Consider the following 20,714-nt stretch of genomic DNA (forward strand, 5'->3'; position numbering starts at 1 on the left):
TCCCACGCGGTACACGTCGACGCTGTTGGTGGCCGACCCGTAATCCGGCACCGCATAGGAGTCCAGGAAGGGCCAAGGTACGGGGTTCCGAGGGTCCGCCGGGTGAGACGGGTCCGGCGCATAGAGGGGTGGACCGTACGTTGACTGCGTGACCCATTTGTAGGCTTGAGACGGCTGACCTGGGGGCAAATCCACCCCGAGAATGGAATTGAGATCCGCTATGGACAGTGAGTTGAGCTGCTCGAAGTGCTGCCCGATCACCACCATCCGGTTGCCGTTCTCGATCAGTGGGGTGTCGATGTCCCCTTCGAGGGTGTAAACCTGGTTGCCCAGTCGGTCGCTGATTCCGGCTGTGCCTTCGGGTAGGTAGATCACGTCGCCGGTGTAGGGACGGAACGTTGCCGAGGTGACTCCGCTGTCGGCCAGGCTGAATGTCAGTGTGCTGGAGCGATTTCCACCCGAAAACGTCAGGAGGCGGTCCACTCCGTTGACGCTCACCGGAACGGTGGGCGTGCCCGTAACGATGACCGCCCGGTCGAAGTTCACCGTCAGCGTGACGCCCTTGGTGTCGACGGTCAGGTCACCGCGCCCGGTAATCTGTGGACCCAGAGCGTCCACCTGGATACGGCCCGTGTTGAGCGTGGGGATGGTGCTGTCGGCCGCGACCGTGGGTGATGCTTTGTCCACGATCAGGTTGCCGAAGCCGAAGGTCCGCACCCCGGTCGATGAGCTGACCGTACCGACAGCGATCCCGTCGGGAGCCCAGGCGTATTCGGGCACCTTCAGGCTGAAAAGCAGGCTCTGTGTCCCGGATCCGCTCACATAGGTGGCGCCGCTGAGCCGGTAATTCATCTCGACCGGCACTGCCACAGCAGTATTGGTGACATCGACCTGCTCGTTGAAGTTGACGACGAACGTCATATCGCCACCGGTGCCGTAGATCTCGGCGTTCGGCAGGTTCACTGAGGTGACGGTCGGTGCGCCGGCCTGCTGCACGGGGATGAACAAGGCCCGCCTGGCGAGCAGAACGGCGCCGGCGAGCAGGTCGTTGAGCGGTCCGGCGGGAAAGTGTGCGAGCAGATTCGCCACCGAATCGAAGACGCGGCCCAGTGCGGTGTTGATACCTGTCGCCAGGGTGGTCACGACATCCGGCGCGGTTGCTGCAGCCACGATGTTGGCCGACGGTGCCGGCGCCGGGGCCGTGTCCGATGCGAAAGCCGCGAGCGCCGTTAACGATCGTGTTGCCGCGACGGGCGCATTCGCCGGCAGGGCTGGTGTCGTCAACCCCGGGTCGGTGCCTGATCGGGTCACCGTCGACGATCTTGGGACGGCTCGCTGCGCTGCGACCGCGGTGATCCCGCGTGCGGCCGCTGACGGGACTGAACGAGTTCGCCCCGCCGACGGCGGGTTGGGGGCAGCCGCGACCGCCGACTGCGTGCCGGTGGTGTCGGCGAATCGTGACTTGGCGGCGGAGCCACCGCCGCGGCCGGTTCCTCTGGCTCGAGGGGCGCGTGCCGCGGACGAGGAGTCCGCGGACATGGCCGGAGAGGCCACCGAGGCATCACCGCCTTCAGCGCTCGCGACGGCGACCTGCGGGCCCGCCAACGACAACCCCGCGACAAACGCCGCCGCCCCAATGGCCGCTCCCCGGCACAACGCCACGTCTTCGCCCCTCCGACGACATCTGAAAGATTCCGGAAAACATACCCCGATGGTTTTATTTGCCGACCGGATTGATGAGTTGACGCGGTGCCCGGCGCGGAGCGCCCGGTAGGTGGAAGCCGATTTCCTCAGGACTCCGGCGGCCCGATCACCTGTGAGAGCAATGTCTCCATGAGCTCGTAGGCCGTGTCGCCGTCGCGGGCGCTGAGCGCCTCGGCGATCTTCAGTCGCGCCTCGCGATCCCCGCGCATCTGCGCGGTGGCGTTCAGAAAAGCTTCGCGGCTGACCTCTCGGATGCCGCGGAGGAGAGTGTTGAGCGCCAACCGGTAGGCGATATTTCCCGAACCGTCCAGGATCGCGGCAAAAAAGGCTTGGTCGGCGTCGCTGAGCTCCTCGAGCGTGCCGGCTTCGGGACATGCCTCGGCCGCCGCGGCGATGGCGGCCAACTGTTCATCACTGGCGTTCTTCGCGCACAGGCGTGCGGCGTCCGGACCCATTCTGCGGTTCATCCAGAGGGTGTCCGTCAACGCCTGGCTGACCGGGATCACCCCGGCGGCGGTCAGCGGCCCGAGCATGTCCGCGCCGGCATGAGAGCGCCAGTCCAGGACCATGGTCTTGCCGCCGTGCTCGATCTTGAGTAGCCCCGCGTGCTGCAGAACTTTGAGGGCCTCGCGCACCGCATTGCGATTGACCTGGAGGGTCAATGCGAGATCGCGTTCTGACGGCGCCGGGCGTTCGGCCGGCCACCGGCCGCTGAGGATCTCCTCGGTCAGCCGGGTGAGAACGGATTCGGAGATGGTCGAGCTGCGCTGGATGGGCGCTAGGCCCATCACCCGGACTTCGTCCATGGCCCGATCTTCTCATGTGCCTGCGACGATGCATTGCGGCCGTTGATGAGGTCCCCGGGCACCAGCTCTCTGACGGCAACCAGGGCTGGACTCGGCGTCGGCGATCTCGTCAACGTGTAGCTGCATCCCCAACTTCGACAGCGTCGAAATTAACGAGGTAGGTGTAAGACCATGACTCCTTACAACCATGATGCAGAGCGCTTTCACTTTCGGTGAAATCACGGTGCTTGGTGAAGTGCGTGGACGTAGTCCAGTTTTTTATCCCAGCAAAAAGATGTTCCGGCGACAAGTTTTGGGAATTGAATGCGCACGAAACGTTGTATGCAATGGTTTTCTGTTTCTCGCGATCTCCTAGGAAATTTAAACAGAGTCGCTGGAATGGTAAGGCCTCGAAGTACGACGACACCATGATCAGCACCAATGCATCTGCGTCATGTAAAATTGCCGTAAGTATTTCTGGCAAATGAGCGTTGAAATCGTGGACCATGACGTCGTCGAAAATGCCTCGCGCTTGGCCGTACCGCAATGCAGGCGCAGACATGTCAACGGCGGTGACATGAACGTTTCTCATCGGTAGCAACGGCACGGTGTCATCGGACCAAATCTGTCCCGTGGTAGACCAATCGTATCCGCACTTGTACGCGAGGGTGGTATTTCCGTAGCTCGCTCCGATTTCGACGAATTTCAAGCATTCGGTGCGGTCGGGGTGGTGATTATGGAGATACGCCGAAAAAATTTCCAAGAATCTGTCGTGATAATGACCGTAGTCGTACGGCGTAAATGCCGTAAAAAACGGTACGGGAGTGGGAGCAAAATAGATGTCACCCCAGTGTTGCTTGGTGTGAGTCTTGATTCGAAAATCGGGACCACGATAATTAGCGTTGGACGCATCTTTCGAATCTGGATGAAGCTTTACTCGCAATTCAGAACGCATCTGAAGCTCGCCTTCGTGGGCCCGGCATCATCTCCGAGGTGTCTGTCTCCGATGGGGCGCGTTTAGTGACAGTACTGGTTTCTTGGTCATGTGGTATGACCAGTGTACTGTCGGACACTCAGGGATCGGTCGCAACCCCAAGCATGACACCCACGCGGGATTCAGGTGGTCTACTGGTCCTACCAATCTAGGAGGCAGGGTTCAACTATGAGATTCGCAGCAGCACTGCTCGCAGCCGCCCTGTCGCTGGGCTCGCTCGCAATGCCCTCGACGGCCCAGGCCGACTGCCGGGATTGCGGCATCGGCGGTCCGGTGGTCGGTCCTGCCGGGCCGGTCGGGGTTGGCGGGCTCGGGCCGGTGGCCGGCCCAGTCGGGCCCGTCGGAGTCGGCGGCGTCGTCGGACCGGTCGGGGTGGATCCCATCGCCGCCGCGGCCGTCATCCCCAACTACCGCATCCCCTACGGCTATCCGCTGGCGCCCGCCTACCCGGGCGAGCTGCCGTGCTTCACCCCGGGCGGCGAGCCGTACTACACACCCGGTGCTGATCCGTGCCTCTGCTTTTCGACCGCCACGGGTGATGTGATTCCCTGCTGATCATGGCACTCCTGGCCGAATCCGAGGTCGACCCCGTCATCGCGGGTCTGTTGGGGAGCATCTCGACCGCTGACGGCCCCACCGTCGAGCAGGTGACGGTCTTGACGTCCATCGCCCATCACGTCCTGGGGTGTCATGGTCTCGATCTCGCCTGGGTGACGCCGTCCTCTCCCAATGAGTTGGCGAGGACGGTCCAGCGGCCCGATGCGCGCCTGCGTTTCGCCGAGATCGCTCTGACGCTCGAATTGTGTCGCCACCCCAAGTCGGAGGAGCAGGTCGACCTCTCCGAAAAATACGTCACCGCAATGGGTCTCGGCGATGCAGAGATCGAGACGACCCGGACGGCGATCGAGCAGGGCGCCGAGGCGGCCGCCACCGATCTGGAGCGTTCGTACTCCAAGATCCTGCCGGAGATCTCCGAACTCTCCCTGCGGAACAAGTATCTGCGGCTGGATCAACCCGACCACACCCTGGCCGCACGGTTGATGAAACTGCACGACCTGCCGCAGGACACTCTCGGTTACCAGTACATCGAGTTCTACCGCCGGCACGGGTTTCCGCTGCCCGGTGACGATGTCCATCTGCCGGCGCACTACGTCAATCACGATATGAACCACGTCATCACCGGCTACGAGCCGACGGCCCCGGGGGAGATCGCCCGATCGGCATTCCTCATGGCAGCCAACGACTCTCGGCACAACTGGTTGGAGTTCCTGCTGAGCATGTCCATCCACGAGTCCGGTGTGCTCAATCACGGGGACATCCGGGCGAAGGTGGCCACCCTCGAGCGTGACGGCGTGGCGGACTTTCTCAGCGAGGGGCTGCAGCGCGGTGCGCAGTGCACCGTGGACCTGAGCCAGGTCGACCATCTGGCCATCGCGCATCTACCGCTCGAGCAGGTCCGGGAGAACTTCTCGGTGCTACCGCTGACCGGCGATCTCCTGTGAGCTGGTGGGTGTGGGCCGTCGCGGCCGTCCTCTATCTGTGCTTCCGGCTGTACTACGACAACTGGCGCGGTCCGCTCACCGGCGACGAGATCGACACCTTCATGACCACCGTGCAGGAACGCGGTGGCGGTGAACTCAACGATCTCGACGTCGTCCGCACATTCCTCGAAGAGGATGACGGCCGCGAGTTCGTGATGGTCAATCTGGTGCGGGTGCCCGACACCATGGTGGCGGACCCCGATACCGGAGCGCAGGTGTCCGCAGAGGCCATGATGCGCGCCTACACGAAGGCGTTCATGCCCCGGCTGCTCAAGCATGGCGGACATCCGGCACTGGCGACCCGCAAGGTCGGCGGCTACGTCGACGCATGGATGGTGGAACCCGATCCGGGCTGGACCATCGTCGGCTTCATGCGCTACCGCTCGCGGCGCGACATGATGAAGATGGTGGTCGACCCGACATTCGACGATGCACACAAGTACAAACTGCTCGGCGTGGCGGAGACCTTTTCCTTTCCGTCCCAGCCCATTCTGCGCGCCTACGTCACCCCGCGGGTGTGGGTGTTCCTGGTTCTGGCCCTGGTGGCGGCACTGGCCCAGGTGGTCTTTCTCCTCTGATGGATCGGCTGAGCCGGCAGATTCGCGGTCGGCACCTGGCGGGTAACTCACGGGGTGCCGTCCCGGTGATCGCCTGGCTTCCGAGCGCCTCAGCGAAAGTCCCCTTCGTTCCGAGATGTTCGGCAAAGGACGACGGAGCAGAGATCGCGGTCTCGCTGCAGATGCCCGGTGCAAATCCCATCGCCCCGGTGGCCTAGGCGATCCCGTCCAGCGCCTCTGCGCGCGCGGCCAACACAGTCAAGACCTCGCCGAGCTCGCGCGCCTGTGCCGGTGTTAGGTCGACCACGATGGGCAACTCTGCACCGCCACCGACCCGAAGCGCGACCCCGCTGACGGTGGTCCCGCTGCGGTGCTGAACGCCGGTCAGCAGAGCCGCCACACCGCCGACCGTCACCGGATCGGTGCCGTACACGCGGTCATGGAACTGCGCGTCCCAGTCGCCGACCCATGCGGTGCCCGGCGGTGCGGTTGGCTGGTCGTCGCTGTTCATGGCTACCTTCTCTCGGCCTACTTGAAGTAACGCATCTTCTGTACTGCGACTCCGAACTGAGCGCCCGTCGCGGTCGGCAGCCCCTGCGTTACCCTGGACATATGAAAAGCCTGATGGCAGCTGCCATTCTGGTGGCGACGGCGGTGCTGACCGCCCCCGCCGCTTCGGCCAATCCGGACATCACCGACCCGTACTGCACGGGCGGCCAGACACCGCTGTTCGGCCTGTGCAAGATGCAGACGACCGACCCGGACCTTGACACCACGGGCTTGGACCCCGAGGTGGCAAACGGACTCAACCCGGAGACGTTCCCGGCGATCTGACGAGCTAGACGTTCTTGGTGACGCCGTACCAGGACAGAATGCCATCGCCCTCGTCGGTGGACTTGGCCAGCGTGGCGTAGGAGCGGACGAAGGACTCCCCGACGCACCCATCGATCTTGATCCGGAAGTTGTGGATCCCGACCCATGGCGCCGTTCCGACGAAGGTCTTCTTGGTGACCGGCACGATGTTGACCAGGCCGGGCTTGAGGCTGACGGCCACGCCGCCACCGATACTGGCGCCTAACGATGGGATTTCGGCATCCTGGAGAATTCCGGACGGGGCGACCAGGATCCCGAGACCTGCGGCGCCGCCTGCGTTTCCACTGAGGAGTACGCCGTTGCCGGTGGTCATCTCGATGCCGCAGCCGATCTGGTAGCCCACCTCCAGGACACCTTTGGCAGGACCACCGGCGGGGCCTTTGAGCGAGCCGGTGAAGACTCCGCTCACTTGATATTCGCGCGTGGAGATGGCAGTGGTCAACGGCGCCACCGCCCGCTGCACCTCGTCCTTGCCCCCGACCGTCATGACCCAGCCGTCGGGGGATTTGTCGGTGATGGGCGGGTTGGAGGCCACCTTGCCGTCGTCCACCGGCGGCGCGGCCTCGGCGGCGGCGACCGGTTGGATATCAGGGCCGGCCGGGTCGACCGGGTCAGCCGACGCAGGGCCGGCCAACGCGACCACGGTGACCGCGGCGATTGCCGCCGACCGCATCATCAGAGTCTTCATCGATTCCCCCTACACCATCTTCGTGGCGCCGTACCAGGCGACGATCTCTTCGCCCTCGTCGGTCGACTTGCTCAACAGGGCGAAGGAGCGGATGAAGGATTGGCCCACGCATCCGTCGATCTTGATCCGCTGGTGGCTGACCCACACCCAGGGTTCGGAACCGCCGTAAGCCTTCTTGGTGATCGGTACGACGTTGATGACGCCGGGCTTGAGGCTGACAGCGATGCTGCCGCCGACATTGACGCCGGCGTTCGGCAACCAGGCGTTGGGAAGTGTCGGATTGAGGATGGACAGCGATCCAAATGTGGTGAGACCCGCACTGGCCCCCGCGGAGCCGCCGAGGAGCACACCGGTGCCGGTGGTCATGTCAATACCGCAGCCGATCTGATAGCCCACCTCCAGGACACCCTTGGCGGGTGCCGGTGCGCCGGACGGATTCTTGATTGACCCGGTGAAAGTGCCGCCGACCTCGTACTCCCGGCTGGACAGCGCCGTGGTCAGCGGTGCGATCACCAGTTGGGTCTCGTCCTTGCCGCCGACGGCGATCGTCCAGCCATCCACGGTTTTGACGGACTCCGGCGGGTTGGACACCACCTTGCCGTCATCGACCGGGGGCGGGGCGGCCTCGGCGGCTGCCACCGGTTGAATGTCCGGACCTGCCGGGTCGACAGGGTCAGCCCAGGCCGGTCCGGCTGCGGCGACCACAGCGATAGCGGCGGTGGCAACGCTGAGACATGTCCTCCCCTTCACGACGGCAAAGCTACAAGGTGTCGGCCTTTCGCGGGCGCGAACTGCGACGGTCTCGCCGGGTGAACAGCGTCAGCGGGCCCAATCGGCGCAATTGCGGGGTCTGGTCGTCCGCGCCTACATAGGGTTCCGGCCATGGGAGGAATGGACGAACAAGACATTGACGAGGTCGCCGCAGATCTGCGCCGCGGCCGCATCTCGCGGCGCGATGCGCTCAAGCGGCTCGCAGCGCTGGGGATGGGTGCCGCGGCCGGCTCGGCATTCATCGCCGCCTGTGACAGCAAGACCAGCGTTTCCCCGCCGGGGACGGCCGCAACTCCGGCAGACACCATCTACCGCAATGGAACCGTGCTGACGATGGTCGATGATCGCCGCCAAGTCGAAGCGGTCGCGGTAGCGGGCGGCAAAATCCTGGCGGTGGGCTCCGAGGCCGACGTGATGGCCACCAAGGGGGCTGACACCGTCGTCATCGATCTGGCGGGCCACACACTGATGCCCTCGTTCATCGATGCCCACGGTCATTTCATGAACGCCCTCCAAGTAGTGAAGTGGGCCAACGTTCAGGGTGTGCCCGCCGGACCGATCAGCAGCATCGCGGACTTCGTCCCCGTCCTGCAGGAGCACGTGCGCAAACTGGCTCTCAAGCCCGGGGACTTCATCATCGGGTATGGCTATGACCGCTCGAACCTCGTCGAGGGCCGCGAACTGAACATCGACGACCTCGACCCGGCCTTCCCCGACAACCCCATCATTCTGATCCACAGTTCCAACCACGGAGCGGTGCTCAACAGCGCCGCCTTCAAACTGGTGGGCTACAACGAGAACACGCCGACGCCCCCCGGCGGGGTCATCGTCCGCAAGCCGGGAACCAACATCCCGTACGGGCTCATCATGGAGACCGCATTCCTGCCGATCCTCACCAACGCTCCCAAGCCGAGCGAGCAGCAGTTGCTCGACACCCTCGACGAAGCACAGAAGATCTACACCCGCGCCGGCGTCACCACGGTTCAGGAAGGCGCCACCGCCGCCAAGGATCTGCGGATCCTGCGTAAGGGCGCCGACGCGGGCCTGCTCTACCTCGATGTGGTGTCGCTGCCACTTTTCCTCGAGCTTCCCGAACTGCGTCAGGACTTCGCCCCGGATTTCGTCGGTGGACCGGACGAGATTCCCGACGAAGCGGTCAAGGCGTTCGGCACCTATAACAACCACCTGAAGCTGCAGGGCATCAAATTCGTCATCGACGGTTCCCCACAGGGCAAGACGGCGTTCTGGACTCAGCCGCTGCTGACCCCCGGACCGGATGGTCAGCCGGACTGGCGCGGTCAGCCGATCTTCCCGCCGGAGACGATCCTCAAGACGATGGCAACGGTGCACGCCAAGGGACTGCAGATCTTCTGCCATGCCAACGGAGATGCGGCCATCGACCTGGCCATCGACGGGATGCGTGCCACCGGGGTGAAAGCCGCCGACGACCGGCGCACGGTGATCGTGCACTCGCAGTGCATGCGCCCCGACCAACTCGATCCCTACGTGGAGTTGGGGTTCTCGCCCAGTTTCTTCACCGCACACACCTTCTACTGGGGCGACGAACATCTGGCCAATCTCGGCCCGCAGCGAGCGGACTTCATCAGCCCGATGGCATCGGCCTTCGCCAAGGGGTTGCGCTGCTCCAACCACACTGACTTCTCGGTGACCCCGATGGAACCCATGCGGATCATGTGGGCGTCGATGGTCCGCACCTCGAAGAAAGGCGTGGTGCTGGGCGCCGATGAACGGATCGACAATTGGAAAGCATTGCAGGCCTTGACGACTGAGGCGGCATGGCAGATCTTCGAAGAGAAGACCAAGGGCAGCCTCGAAGTCGGCAAGCTCGCTGACATGGTGATCCTGGATGCCAATCCGCTCACTGCCGCGCCGGAGCAGCTACTGGACATCGCCGTACTGGAAACCTTCAAGGAAGGCAAGACGGTCTACCGGAAAGAACCCGCGTGAGCGTGCCCTTGACGGTCATCGGAGGCTATCTGGGCGCGGGTAAGACCACCGTGCTCAATCACCTGCTCGGCAATAATGACGGCGTGCGAATCGCCGCTCTGGTCAACGATTTCGGCGATATCAACATCGACGCCGACCTCATCGCGTCGACCGATGGTGAGACCATCGCGCTGACCAACGGGTGTGCGTGCTGCACGCTGGCCGACGGACTGACTGAAGCTATTGCTGCACTGCGGGACCGGACTGATGACTTCGACCACATCGTGATTGAGGCGAGCGGGGTGGCCGATCCGCTCAAGATCGGTCAGATCGGCGCGGCGTTCGGCTTTCCCCTGGTGGGGGTCGCCGTGGTTGTCGACGCGGAAATGGTTCGCACCCAGTCAACGGACAAATACGTCGGTGACACCGTGACGCGGCAACTGGATAGTGCGGACCTGTTGATCGTCAACAAGAGCGACCTGGTGGCACCCGGCGAGTTGGAATCACTGCAGGCGTGGCTTGCTGATGTCGCGCCGCACGCGCCCCGGCTGAGTACCCAGGCCGGTCGGGTCGACACCGCGTTTCTGCTCGCCTCGCTGCGCGCGTCTGACGCCTCTGCTGGTGAGGTCGGGTCACACGACAGCTTCGAATCCTGGAGCTTCCGAACCGAGGTTCCGTTGCGGCGCAGCGACGTTGATGCCTTCCTGGCCGCGCTGCCGCCCGGTGTGGTGCGGGCGAAAGGCATCCTGCGTCTGAGCGACGACCCGACGCAGAACTATCTGCTCCAAAGGGTCGGCCGGCGAACCTCGCTGCTGCCGCTCAGTGCGGTCACCGCCGGCGATCCGGTCCAGACCCGATTGGTCGTGATCGGAGTCCCGGGCAGTATCGATGGCGAACTCTTCGCGCGGCTACTCGGCGGTTCTCCGGGGTCGACACCCGGATCTCACGACGGCATACCAGAAGTATGTCGAGATGGGATACCAGAGGTATGATTCCGGTATGGCGTCCTCCGATCTGACCACCATCAAAGTGAGCAAGATGCTCCGCGATCGCATCTCCGCGGGCGCCTCCGAACGACGTCAAACGGTGCAGAGGTTCATCGAGGACGTGCTGGCGGATTACGAACGCCGCGGTCGGCTGTCTGCGGTGGCCGCTGCGATCGGCAGTGCCGACGAGGCCACCCTCGCGGATTGGCGCGACGAATCGGACGCCTGGGCTGGGGCCGACAGCGATCTCGACGGCCCTTCGTGATCGACGGCATCGAGCCGGGAACGGTTGTTTGGGTGGACCTCGACCCGGCTGTCGGCCGCGAACAAGCGGGCCGCCGGCCGGCTGTCGTCGTCGCATCGTCGGGGTATCTGAGTGCTGTCACCGAACTCGCGATCATCGTGCCGGCCACCACCAGAGGGCGCGGGTGGCCGCAGCAGGTGGAACTGACGGGATCAACGCTGCAATTACCGCATCCGACCTATGCCATGACCGAGCAACCCCGCACGATCAGCAGACGACGCATCTCCGGAATCGCCGGGCGGGTCGACGATCGCTGCCTTGATGACATTCGCCGGTGGCTCGCCGATTTCCTGCACGAGTGATGTCCTGCTGGAGGCGCGGCCACCATTTGACGCGTGAGGCACGCTGGACGTTGTGACCGAGAACGAGCCGACAGCCCCGGGCGCAGAAGTCTCCGCACTCGCCGGTTTCCAGGTCGTCGCGCCGCCACTGCCGCCCCCGGCGCTGCTCGATCAGCGCTGGAGTGAGCTGAGCTTCATCCACTGGCCGGTGGAACCGGCAAGCGTCGAGCATCTGTTCCCGCCCGGCACGCGACCGGACGTCTTCGCCGACGGCCTGACCTACGTTGCGCTGGTGCCGTTCCTGATGAGCGGGATCCGGCTCGGGGTCTCGCCGCCGATTCCGTATTTCGGCACATTCCTGGAGACCAACATCCGGCTCTACTCGGTCGATGACGCCGGACGCCACGGTGTGCTGTTCCTGTCTTTGGAGACCGCCCGCCTCGCGGTGGTGCCGCTGACTCGGGTCGGTCTCGGCTTTCCCTACACCTGGGCGAAGATGTCCATGACCCGCAGCAGCGATGTTGTCACCTACGACAGTCTGCGGCGCTGGCCCGAGCGCGGGCTGCGCAGCCGCGTGACCGTCGCCATCGGGGACGTCGTCGAACCCAGCCCGCTGGAGGTGTGGCTGACTGCCCGGTGGGGGGCGCACACCCGCAAGGCAGGCCGGACCTGGTGGGTGCCCAACAACCACGAACCATGGATACTGCGGGCCGCCGATGTCCTCGAACTCGACGACGATCTGTTGGGCGCCACTGGGGTTCGGCCCAGCGGTGAGCGGCTGCGGGCGTTGTTCTCCCCGGGTGTACGGACGCGCTTCGGCAGGCCTGCGCGCGTGACGTGACCGGCCGTTCTCCTAGGTGTTCCCGAACCCGGTGACGCTGCGGATCAACGGCAGGTCCGCCATGGTCGCGAATCCCGGCGGCGCCGCGCACACCGCAGGCACCGCGTTGAGGATCTGCATGCCGGTGGCGACGTTGGATGCGGTGACATGCTCGAGCATGGTCGCACTGGGGGAACCGGCCATCACCAGGAAATGGGTACGCATCGTCGGGTCGCCCTGGATGGTCAGCGTCCAGCCGTGCTGTGGCTTGGGCCAGTGCGGCGGGTACTCCCCGCCGACGGTCCACAGCGCCTCGATCTCGACGAGGGTCTCACCATCGCGGCGGCCCGCCCAACTCCAGCGCTGACCGGCGGTGGTCCCGGCCCGCAGCAGGTGGTCGAAGATCTGATGGTCCTCGTTGGCGGCGACCGCCTCGACCGTCGCGGTCACCTCATCGATGCCCGCGTTGAGGGCGTCGGCCATCAGCCACACCTCGTCGGTGAAGATGCCACTGTTGAAGGCAAGGAAGTCGTTGGTGGTGGGGCTGATGTCCTCGACGGGTTGGCCGAAGGCCATATTGTCGAACGTGATGGCGGTGCTGTCGTAGAACGACCAGTCGGCGCGCTCCTGCAGGGTGACACGGTCGATGCGCCGGCTCATCCCCGATAGCGCCAGCGGCAGCACGCCGGACAGGTTGCCCGGGTTCAGGCCGCTGCCGTGCACGCTGCTGCCCCCGGCCTGGCATGCCTGAAGCAGCCGGTCCCGGTCGTCCGCGTCGATGCGGCGGGGATGGAACAGGAACGCCGTCGTCACAACATTTTTGCCGCTCGCCAGGATGGCGCAGACATCGTCGATGCTGGTGTTGCGCGGGGTGTAGAGGACGCAGTCGGCATCGAGTGCAAGGATCTCGTCGACGTCGGTGGTGGCGGTGACGCCGATGGGCGGGCGGCCGATCAACTCCGCGACATCGACGCCGTTCTTCTCCGATGAGTACACCCGGGCACCGACGATCGTCAGATCGCGGCGGTAGTCGAGGATCGCGGTCAGCAGTTCGGTGCCGATTGCCCCGATGCCCCAGAAAACGACCCGATATTGACCTGAGTTCGACATGAATACTCCGCGGTGATGGTGGTGGCCCCGAGGCGCGACGCTACCCGCCGCCGTTTCGATGACGCCGGCCTTTGCCAAGACCTAGGGTCTGCTGGCATGGCCATCGACCGTCCGGCACTCATCGCCGGCAGCATCCGGCTGGCATCGGGGATCTCCTTCCTGATCGACCCGGTCCGCGCGAACCGGCTCTGGGGTGATCCGGAGGAACCCGCCCCGACGGCCCGGCTGCTGCTGCGATCCATGGGCTACCGCGATGCGCTGATCGGCGGTCTGCTCGCCGCCGCGGCGGTCCGCGGCACCGATACCCGCGGCTGGTTCCTGGCGTCCGGGGGAGCGGATGCCGCCGACCTGCTGGGCGGGATGAGCGTCCACGGTGAGCTGAAGCGTTCCCAACAGATCATCGGTCTCGGCGGAGCGGTGGTCGGTATCGCGGTCGCGGCCTGGGGTGCGGCCCGCGGCCGGCCGGCACCGGCGGGCGCGATGACGGGGCTGACGGGGGCTGACGGGGGCTGACCCGGCGTCAGGCCGTAGGACACAATCGGAGTCATGGTGGCGTCGCTCCTGGACGGTCTGTCGGTCGACGAGGCGGCTCGCCGGCTGACCGCTGACGGACCCAACGAACTTCCGACCGCCAAACGGCGCAATCTCCTGCAGGAAGCCTGGACGGTGATCCGTCAGCCGATGCTGCTACTGCTGCTGGGCGCCGGTGCGGTGAACTTCGTACTCGCCGAGCCGCTGGACGGCGCGATGCTGATGGCCTTCGTCGTGGTCGTCATCGGCATCTCGATCTATCAGGAGCACAAGACCGAACGTGCGCTGGCGGCGCTGCGTGATCTGTCCTCGCCGCGGGCGCTGGTGATCCGCGGCGGCACGCAGATCCGCATCGCCGGCCGCGACGTCGTCCGCGGTGACGTGTTGCTGCTGGCCGAAGGCGACCGGGTTCCCGCCGACGCGGTGCTCGCCGAATGCGCCAACTTCTCGGTCGACGAGTCGGCGCTGACGGGGGAGTCCGTGCCGGTCCGCAAGGTCGGGCAGCCGACGGCCGCGGATCAGCCGATGGCGCGACCCGGCGGCGACGCGACGCCGTGGGTGTTCTCCGGGACCCTGGTGGTCAAGGGACACGGTATCGCCGTCGCCCGGGAGACCGGTGCCGGCACCGAGTTGGGAGAGATCGGCGCGGCGTTGCGCGCCATCGAACCCGAACGAACCCGACTGCAACGCGAGATCGACCGGCTGGTGAAAATTCTTGCCGCCGTTGGGGTTCTCGCCGCCACGATCGTAGTGGTCGTCTACGGCCTGACCCGGGGCAACTGGCTGGGCGGCCTACTGGCGGGCATCGCGGCCGCCATGGCGCTGCTGCCGGAGGAGTTCCCGGTCATCCTGACGGTGTTCCTGGCGTTGGGCGCCTGGCGGATGTCCCGCAAGCATGTGTTGACGCGGCGGCCGCCGGTGATCGAGACGCTGGGCTCGGCGACGGTGCTGTGCGTGGACAAGACCGGGACGCTCACGATGAATACCATGACGGTGCGCCAACTCATCGTCGACGGCGTCGCACACACCCTCGACGAGCAGCCGCTGCCCGAGCAGTTTCACGCCATCGCCGAGTTCTGTGCCCTGGCCTCGCCGATCGACCCGTTCGACCCGATGGACAAGGCTTTCCGGGACCTGGAGGACAAGTACCTCGCCGGAACGGAACACGCGCACGGCGACTGGGAACTGGTCCGCGAGTACCCCCTGTCGGAGAAGTTGCTGGCGCTGTGTCACGTATGGCGCTCACCGGACGGCGGCCGCTACGTGGTGGCCGCCAAAGGTGCTCCGGAGGCGATCGGCGACCTGTGCCACTTCAGCCCTGACCGGGTCGGGCAACTCACCGAACAGGTCGAGCAGGCCACCGCCGACGGCCAGCGGGTCCTCGGGGTGGCCTACGCACACTTCGACACCGACGCCGAGTTGCCCGCCGATCAACACGATTTCACCTTCGAGTACCTCGGACTGGCGGGCCTGCACGATCCGGTCCGTCCCGGCGTCGCAGCGGCCGTCGCGGAGTGCCGCCGCGCCTCGGTTCGCACGATCATGATCACCGGCGACTACCCGGGCACCGCGATGGCCATCGCCCGGGAGATCGGCCTGGACCACCAGAGCGGGTGCATCACCGGACGTGAGCTGGCGGAGATGCCGGATGACGAACTCGCCGAACGGATCCGCACGGTCTGCGTGTTCGCGCGGATGGTGCCCGAGCAGAAGCTTCAACTCGTCCGGGCACTGCAGGCCAATGACGAGGTGGTCGGGATGACCGGTGACGGCGTCAACGATGCGCCCGCACTGCGCGCGGCCGATATCGGCATCGCGATGGGTGCCCGCGGCACTGATGTGGCCCGCGAGTCGGCGGCGCTGGTCATCACCGATGACGACTTCTCCTCGATCGTCAGTGGTGTGCGCCAGGGCAGGGGCATCTTCGACAACCTGCGCAAGGCGATGTCATATGTGATCGCGGTGCACCTGCCGATCGTCGGCATGTCGCTGATCCCGGTCTTCGTCGCGGACTGGCCGCTGGTGCTACTACCGGTGCAGATCGCGTTCCTCGAACTCATCATTGACCCCGCCTGCTCGGTGGTGTTCGAGGCCGAGGAGATCGATCCGAAGATCATGGACGCGCCGCCGCGGGCGGTGTCGGAGCCGATGTTCGGGGCAAGGGTGCTGACCATTGCTGTGCTGCAGGGGATTTCGATGCTGGCCGCCACGGTCGGGGTCTACCTGTGGGCGGTGCTCGGTGGCTATCCCGACGATATCGTCCGATCGGTGACGTTCGCCACACTGGTGATCGGCAATCTTGCGCTGATCCTGGTGAATCGCTCGTGGCGGCTCTCGGTGGTGCGCACATTCCGGGAGCGACGCAATCCGGCGCTGAAGTGGATCCTGATCGGCGCCGGAGTTCTGCTGGTGGCGATCTTGACCATGCCGGGGTTGCGGCACGCCTTCAACTTCGGTCCGATGCCGCCGGTCGGGTGGCTGATCGCCGTCGGTGCCGGACTGCTCGGGGTGACCTGGTTCGAGATCTACAAGATGTTCGTCGCTCACGCGGGAGCCGCCGTTGCCGGCGGTATCCTTCTGCCAACCGACGAGACGTCACGCCAGGAAGGGTTTGGCCATGGCAAGCGCGAGTCGTGATCCGGCGGCACCGAAAACACGTGGCCGGCCCAGGGCCGCGGACGCTGTTGCCGGCGACGACATCCTCGCGGTGGCGCTGCGCACCTTCGCCACCTACGGCTACGAGGGTGTCTCGTTGCGGATGATCAACCGCGAGCTCGGCGGCAGTCACAACCTGGTCTATCAGCGGTTCGGAACAAAAGAGGAGCTGTGGAAGGCCGCCGTCGATTACGGCTTCGGCGGGCTGGTGAACTACGCCCGCGCATCGTTCGATCCGACCGTGGCCGACCAACTCGAGCAACTTCGGCTGGCCATCCGGCGTTTCGTCCTGTACTCGGCCAATCACCCGGAACTCCTGGCGCTGATGAGTATCGAGGGCCGACAGAACTCCGAGCGGCTGCGCTACATCTACGACACCTACATCGAGCCGTCGCAGCGCCCGCTGGCCCGGCTGATGAATCACCTTGCCGGTGAGGGGAAGATCCGCGCCATCCCGTATCGCACGTTCTTCTTCCTGTTCGTCCACGGCGGTGCGTCATCGTTCACCTTGGCGCCGCTGGCGACGTTGTTCGATCCGTCGGACCCATCCGATCCGCAGAGCGCCGAGCAGCAGGCGGACCTGGTGGCCACCATCATCGTCAACGGTCTTCGGTTGTGATCCGGTAGTCGATGGTGAAGCGTGACAGCACGTCTCGGACGGCGTCGACGTCCGAATCGGCGGTCAGCTCAACTGTCGCTCGTACGGTTCCGTCATCGGCATTGGCTGTGACCGCGACGATGCCGTCAACGCCGGCCAGGGCATCGTGAAGGGCGCCACGGGTTGCATCAGCACGTAACGGCAACTTATTCGGTTTTCCCACCGCCGTCAGCGGCAGCGACTCCATGATCGTGACCGCTTTGGGCGCCGCGGCGCGCTCGGTCACCCGGGCGGCCGCCCACTCGAGCAGTTCGGCTTCGGCCGGCGCCGGCGATCCGGTGACGGTCACGTATGCGACCGGCAGTTCTCCGGCGTGCGGGTCGGGACGGCCGACCGCGGCCGCGGCGATCACCGCCGGATGGCTCAGCAGCGAGTCCTCGACTGTTGCCGGGTCGATGTTGTGCCCGCCGCGGATGATGAGGTCCTTGGCCCGGCCGGTGAGGTAGATGAACCCCTGCTCGTCGACGCGGGCCAGATCGCCGGTGTCCAACCAGCCATCGACCAGCGCCCCTTTGCCGTCCAGGACGAATCTGCCGGCGTCTCGGCCCACCACGTAGCCGGGGAACACCGTCGGCCCGCCGATCGTCAGGCGGCCGACCTCGCCGGGCGCACAGTCCTGCCAGCTGCCGTCGTCGAGTACGCGGATCACCCGTAGCAGTTGGTACGGCAACCGCTGACCGACGGAGCCGGGACGTGGGTGGTCGGGAAAACTGCGCGCACTTGCTGCGGTGGCCTCGGTCAATCCGTAGCCCTCGACAAGCCGGACGCCGGTACGCGACTCGAACTCACCGCGCACCGCCGCCGGCAGCGGCGAGGCTCCCACCACCGCGAAGCGCAGCGAGGAGATGTCGGCTGTGACCGGTATCTGTGCCAGTGCCGCGTAGACGGTCGGCACCGCGCTCATCGCGGTGACGCCGTAGCGGGCGACGATATTCCAGAAGTTGGCCAGCAGGGCGGGGTCCCGATAGCCCAGCGGTCCGGCCCACACGGTCTGCTGGCCGCGCAACAGCGGAGCGAGGACGGTGACCATGACGGCGTTGACATGGAACAGCGGCAGCGCCGCGAAGATCACCGACTCATCGTCGAGGAGGGTCATCGCGGCGATCATCCAGGTATTGGCGACCTCGTTGGAGTGGGTGTGGGCGGCGAGTTTGGGAAGACCGGTGGTACCGCCGGTGTGAAAGATCGTCGCGATGTCATCGCCGCTTGGCTCGGTGCCGGCGAACACTTCGGAATCGCAGGCCGCGGAAAGCTCGTCGAGTTGCCCGAGGGTGATGACGGTGTCGATCAGCCCGGCGTCGAGGAGGTCACGGGCCCGGGCGTGGCAGCCGGGATCGGTGGTGGCGTCGGCGGTGATGAGAATGCGCGCGCCGAGGCGTTCGACAAGCGCCGCGATGTGTTCGGTAGCCAGTGTGGGGTTGATCGGCGCGGCGATCCCGGCCAGCTGGGCCGCCAGTGTCGCGGTGATCAGCGTCTCACAGTTGGGGCTCAGCAGAACTACCGGGTCAGTGCGCCGGATTCCCTTGGAATGCAACAGGTTCGCCGCCCGGACCACCTGGTCATGCAGTTGGCCGAAGGTGCGCCGGCTGGGGTGTTCCCAGTGCACGCCGTCGGGGAGTGTGCTGGTGGCGATCCGGTCTGGCCAGCGGGATGCGGCGCGGCGCAGGATCGCGTACGTGGACTCCGGTAGCCGGCGATCGGCGAGCGGAATGGCCTCGATGGCCGGTAGATCGGCGGGGGATGAGTACTCCGGCCAAAGCTTCGCCTCGCTCACCCGCGCGTCGCCGATTTGGGTGATGCGCCGCGGATCTGGTCGATGAGCTCGCCCGGCGTTTCCGGCAGTACATTACCGCGCCAGGCGACGTGCTGGTCGGGGCGGATCAGCACCAGGTCGCGCTCATACAGGCGGCGGATGTGCTCATCGCTGATATCGACCACCTCCACTGGCACGCAACGGGACTCGGCCTCCTCGACCATACCGGTGACGTCGACGTCAGTGAAGCGCAAAAGGGTGAAGCCGGTGCCGAACAGGTCGAAGATCGCACGGCCGTCGGCGAGGTAGACACTCGGCGGGCGTGATCCGGGCCGGGTCGTCGGACGGTAAGCGTCCCAGGTCTGTTCGGGGATGGTCCCGGGTTCGTTTGCAACGCTCGGGGATTGGTAGCAGTAACCCCATTCGATACCGTCGGCTTCGTTCTCCAGGTTGCCCAGGTCGGCGATCTCGCGGCCAAGCCGCCGTCGCTGTCGCGGACCGTCCCAGCCCTCCTGGTGGATCGCCGGGTGATACTGGGACTTGATGGCCAACCGGAGCACCGCGTGCCGGCCCGCCGCGTCGCGATTGCGCAGGGCCACCGCCCGGCGTTCCCGTTCGTAGTCCTCCAGCAGTGCGGGGGTGCCCCAGCCCGCCACGTTGGCGGCCAGCGCCCAGCCCAGGCCGATCGCGTCGCCGACGCCGGTGTTCATCCCGTAGCCGCCGGTGGGTGGCACCTGGTGCACCGCATCGCCGGCCAGCCAGACCCGGCCCGCGCCGTACCCGTCGGCGACCGTCAGCCGTGGCGTCCACGCGTTGGCCTCCAGCACCGTGCAATCGAAACGTCTTCCGAGAGTTTTGAACACGAATTCGCGTGGGTCGATGGCGGCGGCGTCCTGCCCGACGCCCAGTGGGCTGTGCAGCGTCCAGGAGTCCTCATCGTTCTGCGAGATCAACGTCCACCCCCGCGGGGACTGGGTGTGCCACACCGGACCGTGCTTCTGGAACGCCGCGCGGTCACGCGAGGTGAAATGCACCATGTAGAAATCACCGCTGGCGGGACGTTCCCGGTCCCACGCCCACGAACGGGCAAGCATGCCGACCATGCGCCGCGGACCCAGTTCTTTGGCGACCAGCTTGCGAAGGTCGACCGAATCCAGGCCGATGCCGAGCCCACGCCGGACGGCGCTTCCGGCCCCGTCGCATCCGGCGAGATAATCGGCGCGCACGGTGCGAAATTCCCCGGTACTGGAATCCTTCAGGACGACGTCAACGCCATCAGCGTGCTGGGTGAACGATTCGAGGCCCACGCCGTACTGCACCGTGATGAAGCGGGATTCGTTCTCCAGGAACGACTTCAGCGCCGGCTCGAGAAGGATCTGCGAGACCCGCATGCTCGGTTCCAGGGAACCCCGGCCGTCATTGCGGATGCGGGTCTGCTCCCGGGACTGATCGACGCCCGGGTAGGCGAACCGGGTCAGCTCCCACCCGTCGAGGCTGGTGACCCAGCTGACCACCATGTCGCGATCCCCGGGGATCGCGATCGCGCGCAGACGTTCGGCGACACCGAGCCGGCGGAACAACTCCATGCTGCGGCCGTTGGTGATGTCCATCTTGGGATGGGTCGTGGTGGTGTGGTTGCGCTCGATGAGCAGGGTCTGCACACCCTGGTGTTCCAACTCCAGCGCCAAGGTGAGTCCGACCGGTCCGGCGCCGGCGATGACTACGGGAAATCGTTCCACTGCTGCTTCCTCACGCG

21 protein-coding genes are annotated in these 20,714 nt (G+C 65.7%); 12 read left to right on the forward strand and 9 right to left on the reverse strand.

From position 1 onward, the window contains the following. The 3 genes from ACR2JI_RS16630 to ACR2JI_RS16640 form a co-directional block, all read right to left on the reverse strand. A partial coding sequence (locus ACR2JI_RS16630; RefSeq protein WP_526391945.1) for a hypothetical protein occupies positions 1-1,170 on the reverse strand: 1,170 nt, incomplete at its 3' end. Between the two features lie 620 nt (positions 1,171-1,790). After that, the gene (locus ACR2JI_RS16635; RefSeq protein ID WP_526391947.1) at positions 1,791-2,510 is read right to left on the reverse strand and encodes a FadR/GntR family transcriptional regulator; all 720 of its coding nucleotides are present in this window, start codon (positions 2,508-2,510) and stop codon (positions 1,791-1,793) included. A gap of 109 nt (positions 2,511-2,619) precedes the next feature. Next, positions 2,620-3,444, reverse strand: a complete 825-nt coding sequence (locus tag ACR2JI_RS16640; protein ID WP_526391949.1) for a hypothetical protein — start codon at positions 3,442-3,444, stop codon at positions 2,620-2,622. Positions 3,445-3,651: 207 nt separating this feature from the next. On the opposite strand from ACR2JI_RS16640, the gene ACR2JI_RS16645 reads away from it, so the two are divergent. The 3 genes from ACR2JI_RS16645 to ACR2JI_RS16655 are packed head-to-tail and all read left to right on the forward strand — an operon-like array spanning position 3,652 to position 5,602. Next, positions 3,652-4,038, forward strand: a complete 387-nt coding sequence (locus ACR2JI_RS16645; protein ID WP_526391951.1) for a hypothetical protein — start codon at positions 3,652-3,654, stop codon at positions 4,036-4,038. Between the two features lie 2 nt (positions 4,039-4,040). After that, positions 4,041-4,985, forward strand: a complete 945-nt coding sequence (locus tag ACR2JI_RS16650; protein ID WP_526391953.1) for a hypothetical protein — start codon at positions 4,041-4,043, stop codon at positions 4,983-4,985. Next, positions 4,982-5,602: a hypothetical protein gene (locus ACR2JI_RS16655; RefSeq protein WP_526391955.1), complete on the forward strand. Its 621-nt coding sequence runs from the start codon at positions 4,982-4,984 to the stop codon at positions 5,600-5,602. Before ACR2JI_RS16650 ends, ACR2JI_RS16655 begins: the two co-directional genes overlap by 4 nt. A gap of 193 nt (positions 5,603-5,795) precedes the next feature. On the opposite strand, the gene ACR2JI_RS16660 is transcribed toward ACR2JI_RS16655, so the two are convergent. After that, entirely contained in the window at positions 5,796-6,092 is a 297-nt protein-coding gene (locus ACR2JI_RS16660; protein WP_526391957.1) for a hypothetical protein, read from the reverse strand. Positions 6,093-6,193: 101 nt separating this feature from the next. On the opposite strand from ACR2JI_RS16660, the gene ACR2JI_RS16665 reads away from it, so the two are divergent. Next, the gene (locus ACR2JI_RS16665) at positions 6,194-6,415 is read left to right on the forward strand and encodes a hypothetical protein (protein WP_526391959.1); all 222 of its coding nucleotides are present in this window, start codon (positions 6,194-6,196) and stop codon (positions 6,413-6,415) included. Positions 6,416-6,419: 4 nt separating this feature from the next. Here ACR2JI_RS16665 and ACR2JI_RS16670 read toward each other — a convergent pair whose 3' ends face one another. Beyond that, the gene (locus ACR2JI_RS16670) at positions 6,420-7,142 is read right to left on the reverse strand and encodes an MspA family porin (protein WP_526391961.1); all 723 of its coding nucleotides are present in this window, start codon (positions 7,140-7,142) and stop codon (positions 6,420-6,422) included. Positions 7,143-7,151: 9 nt separating this feature from the next. Further along, a complete protein-coding gene (locus ACR2JI_RS16675) occupies positions 7,152-7,892 on the reverse strand; it encodes an MspA family porin (protein WP_526391963.1) in 741 nt (246 codons plus the stop codon). A gap of 132 nt (positions 7,893-8,024) precedes the next feature. Between ACR2JI_RS16675 and ACR2JI_RS16680 the strand changes: the two genes are divergently transcribed. Genes ACR2JI_RS16680 through ACR2JI_RS16700 form a run of 5 tightly spaced genes read left to right on the forward strand, consistent with a single transcriptional unit; the run spans position 8,025 to position 12,272 of the window. Beyond that, complete coding sequence (locus ACR2JI_RS16680; protein ID WP_526391965.1) at positions 8,025-9,881, forward strand: amidohydrolase; 1,857 nt, start codon at positions 8,025-8,027, stop codon at positions 9,879-9,881. Continuing rightward, on the forward strand, positions 9,878-10,852 hold the full coding sequence (locus ACR2JI_RS16685; RefSeq protein ID WP_526391967.1) for a CobW family GTP-binding protein: 975 nt from the start codon (positions 9,878-9,880) through the stop codon (positions 10,850-10,852). The genes ACR2JI_RS16680 and ACR2JI_RS16685 overlap by 4 nt, the downstream gene beginning before the upstream one ends. Before the next feature lie 7 nt (positions 10,853-10,859). Continuing rightward, the gene (locus ACR2JI_RS16690) at positions 10,860-11,111 is read left to right on the forward strand and encodes a hypothetical protein (protein ID WP_526391969.1); all 252 of its coding nucleotides are present in this window, start codon (positions 10,860-10,862) and stop codon (positions 11,109-11,111) included. Beyond that, positions 11,108-11,452, forward strand: coding sequence for a type II toxin-antitoxin system PemK/MazF family toxin (locus ACR2JI_RS16695; protein ID WP_526391971.1), 345 nt, complete (start codon positions 11,108-11,110; stop codon positions 11,450-11,452). The genes ACR2JI_RS16690 and ACR2JI_RS16695 overlap by 4 nt, the downstream gene beginning before the upstream one ends. A 52-nt stretch (positions 11,453-11,504) precedes the next feature. Continuing rightward, positions 11,505-12,272 (forward strand): YqjF family protein, encoded by a 768-nt coding sequence (locus ACR2JI_RS16700; protein ID WP_526391973.1) that lies wholly within the window; start codon positions 11,505-11,507, stop codon positions 12,270-12,272. Between the two features lie 12 nt (positions 12,273-12,284). Here the strand turns inward: ACR2JI_RS16700 and ACR2JI_RS16705 are convergent, their stop codons facing one another. Beyond that, the gene (locus tag ACR2JI_RS16705; protein WP_526391975.1) at positions 12,285-13,361 is read right to left on the reverse strand and encodes an NAD(P)H-dependent amine dehydrogenase family protein; all 1,077 of its coding nucleotides are present in this window, start codon (positions 13,359-13,361) and stop codon (positions 12,285-12,287) included. Between the two features lie 96 nt (positions 13,362-13,457). Between ACR2JI_RS16705 and ACR2JI_RS16710 the strand changes: the two genes are divergently transcribed. From ACR2JI_RS16710 to ACR2JI_RS16720, 3 genes are read left to right on the forward strand one after another with little or no spacing between them, the layout of a single operon-like run. After that, entirely contained in the window at positions 13,458-13,874 is a 417-nt protein-coding gene (locus ACR2JI_RS16710) for a DUF4267 domain-containing protein (protein ID WP_526391977.1), read from the forward strand. A gap of 33 nt (positions 13,875-13,907) precedes the next feature. Next, positions 13,908-16,529: a cation-translocating P-type ATPase gene (locus ACR2JI_RS16715; protein ID WP_526391979.1), complete on the forward strand. Its 2,622-nt coding sequence runs from the start codon at positions 13,908-13,910 to the stop codon at positions 16,527-16,529. Next, on the forward strand, positions 16,510-17,166 hold the full coding sequence (locus ACR2JI_RS16720) for a TetR/AcrR family transcriptional regulator (RefSeq protein WP_526391981.1): 657 nt from the start codon (positions 16,510-16,512) through the stop codon (positions 17,164-17,166). Before ACR2JI_RS16715 ends, ACR2JI_RS16720 begins: the two co-directional genes overlap by 20 nt. Here ACR2JI_RS16720 and ACR2JI_RS16725 read toward each other — a convergent pair. Continuing rightward, positions 17,147-18,979, reverse strand: a complete 1,833-nt coding sequence (locus ACR2JI_RS16725; protein ID WP_526391983.1) for an AMP-binding protein — start codon at positions 18,977-18,979, stop codon at positions 17,147-17,149. The two genes, ACR2JI_RS16720 and ACR2JI_RS16725, sit on opposite strands and share 20 nt — an antisense overlap. After that, complete coding sequence (locus tag ACR2JI_RS16730; RefSeq protein WP_526391985.1) at positions 18,976-20,697, reverse strand: FAD-dependent oxidoreductase; 1,722 nt, start codon at positions 20,695-20,697, stop codon at positions 18,976-18,978. Before ACR2JI_RS16730 ends, ACR2JI_RS16725 begins: the two co-directional genes overlap by 4 nt. Between the last annotated feature and the right edge of the window lie 17 nt (positions 20,698-20,714).

Source organism: Mycobacterium sp., from assembly GCF_051006775.1.
GTDB lineage: Bacteria > Actinomycetota > Actinomycetes > Mycobacteriales > Mycobacteriaceae > Mycobacterium.

What these genes read in the sequence shown, in the direction of transcription:
- ACR2JI_RS16710 (WP_526391977.1), top strand. Translation starts at nt 13,458, where the DNA reads ATGGCCATCGACCGTCCGGCACTCATCGCCGGCAGCATCCGGCTGGCA.
- ACR2JI_RS16705 (WP_526391975.1), bottom strand. Translation starts at nt 13,361, where the DNA reads ATGTCGAACTCAGGTCAATATCGGGTCGTTTTCTGGGGCATCGGGGCA.
- ACR2JI_RS16645 (WP_526391951.1), top strand. Translation starts at nt 3,652, where the DNA reads ATGAGATTCGCAGCAGCACTGCTCGCAGCCGCCCTGTCGCTGGGCTCG.
- ACR2JI_RS16660 (WP_526391957.1), bottom strand. Translation starts at nt 6,092, where the DNA reads ATGAACAGCGACGACCAGCCAACCGCACCGCCGGGCACCGCATGGGTC.
- ACR2JI_RS16720 (WP_526391981.1), top strand. Translation starts at nt 16,510, where the DNA reads ATGGCAAGCGCGAGTCGTGATCCGGCGGCACCGAAAACACGTGGCCGG.
- ACR2JI_RS16715 (WP_526391979.1), top strand. Translation starts at nt 13,908, where the DNA reads ATGGTGGCGTCGCTCCTGGACGGTCTGTCGGTCGACGAGGCGGCTCGC.
- ACR2JI_RS16690 (WP_526391969.1), top strand. Translation starts at nt 10,860, where the DNA reads ATGGCGTCCTCCGATCTGACCACCATCAAAGTGAGCAAGATGCTCCGC.
- ACR2JI_RS16640 (WP_526391949.1), bottom strand. Translation starts at nt 3,444, where the DNA reads ATGCGTTCTGAATTGCGAGTAAAGCTTCATCCAGATTCGAAAGATGCG.
- ACR2JI_RS16670 (WP_526391961.1), bottom strand. Translation starts at nt 7,142, where the DNA reads ATGAAGACTCTGATGATGCGGTCGGCGGCAATCGCCGCGGTCACCGTG.
- ACR2JI_RS16635 (WP_526391947.1), bottom strand. Translation starts at nt 2,510, where the DNA reads ATGGACGAAGTCCGGGTGATGGGCCTAGCGCCCATCCAGCGCAGCTCG.
- ACR2JI_RS16665 (WP_526391959.1), top strand. Translation starts at nt 6,194, where the DNA reads ATGAAAAGCCTGATGGCAGCTGCCATTCTGGTGGCGACGGCGGTGCTG.
- ACR2JI_RS16680 (WP_526391965.1), top strand. Translation starts at nt 8,025, where the DNA reads ATGGGAGGAATGGACGAACAAGACATTGACGAGGTCGCCGCAGATCTG.
- ACR2JI_RS16650 (WP_526391953.1), top strand. Translation starts at nt 4,041, where the DNA reads ATGGCACTCCTGGCCGAATCCGAGGTCGACCCCGTCATCGCGGGTCTG.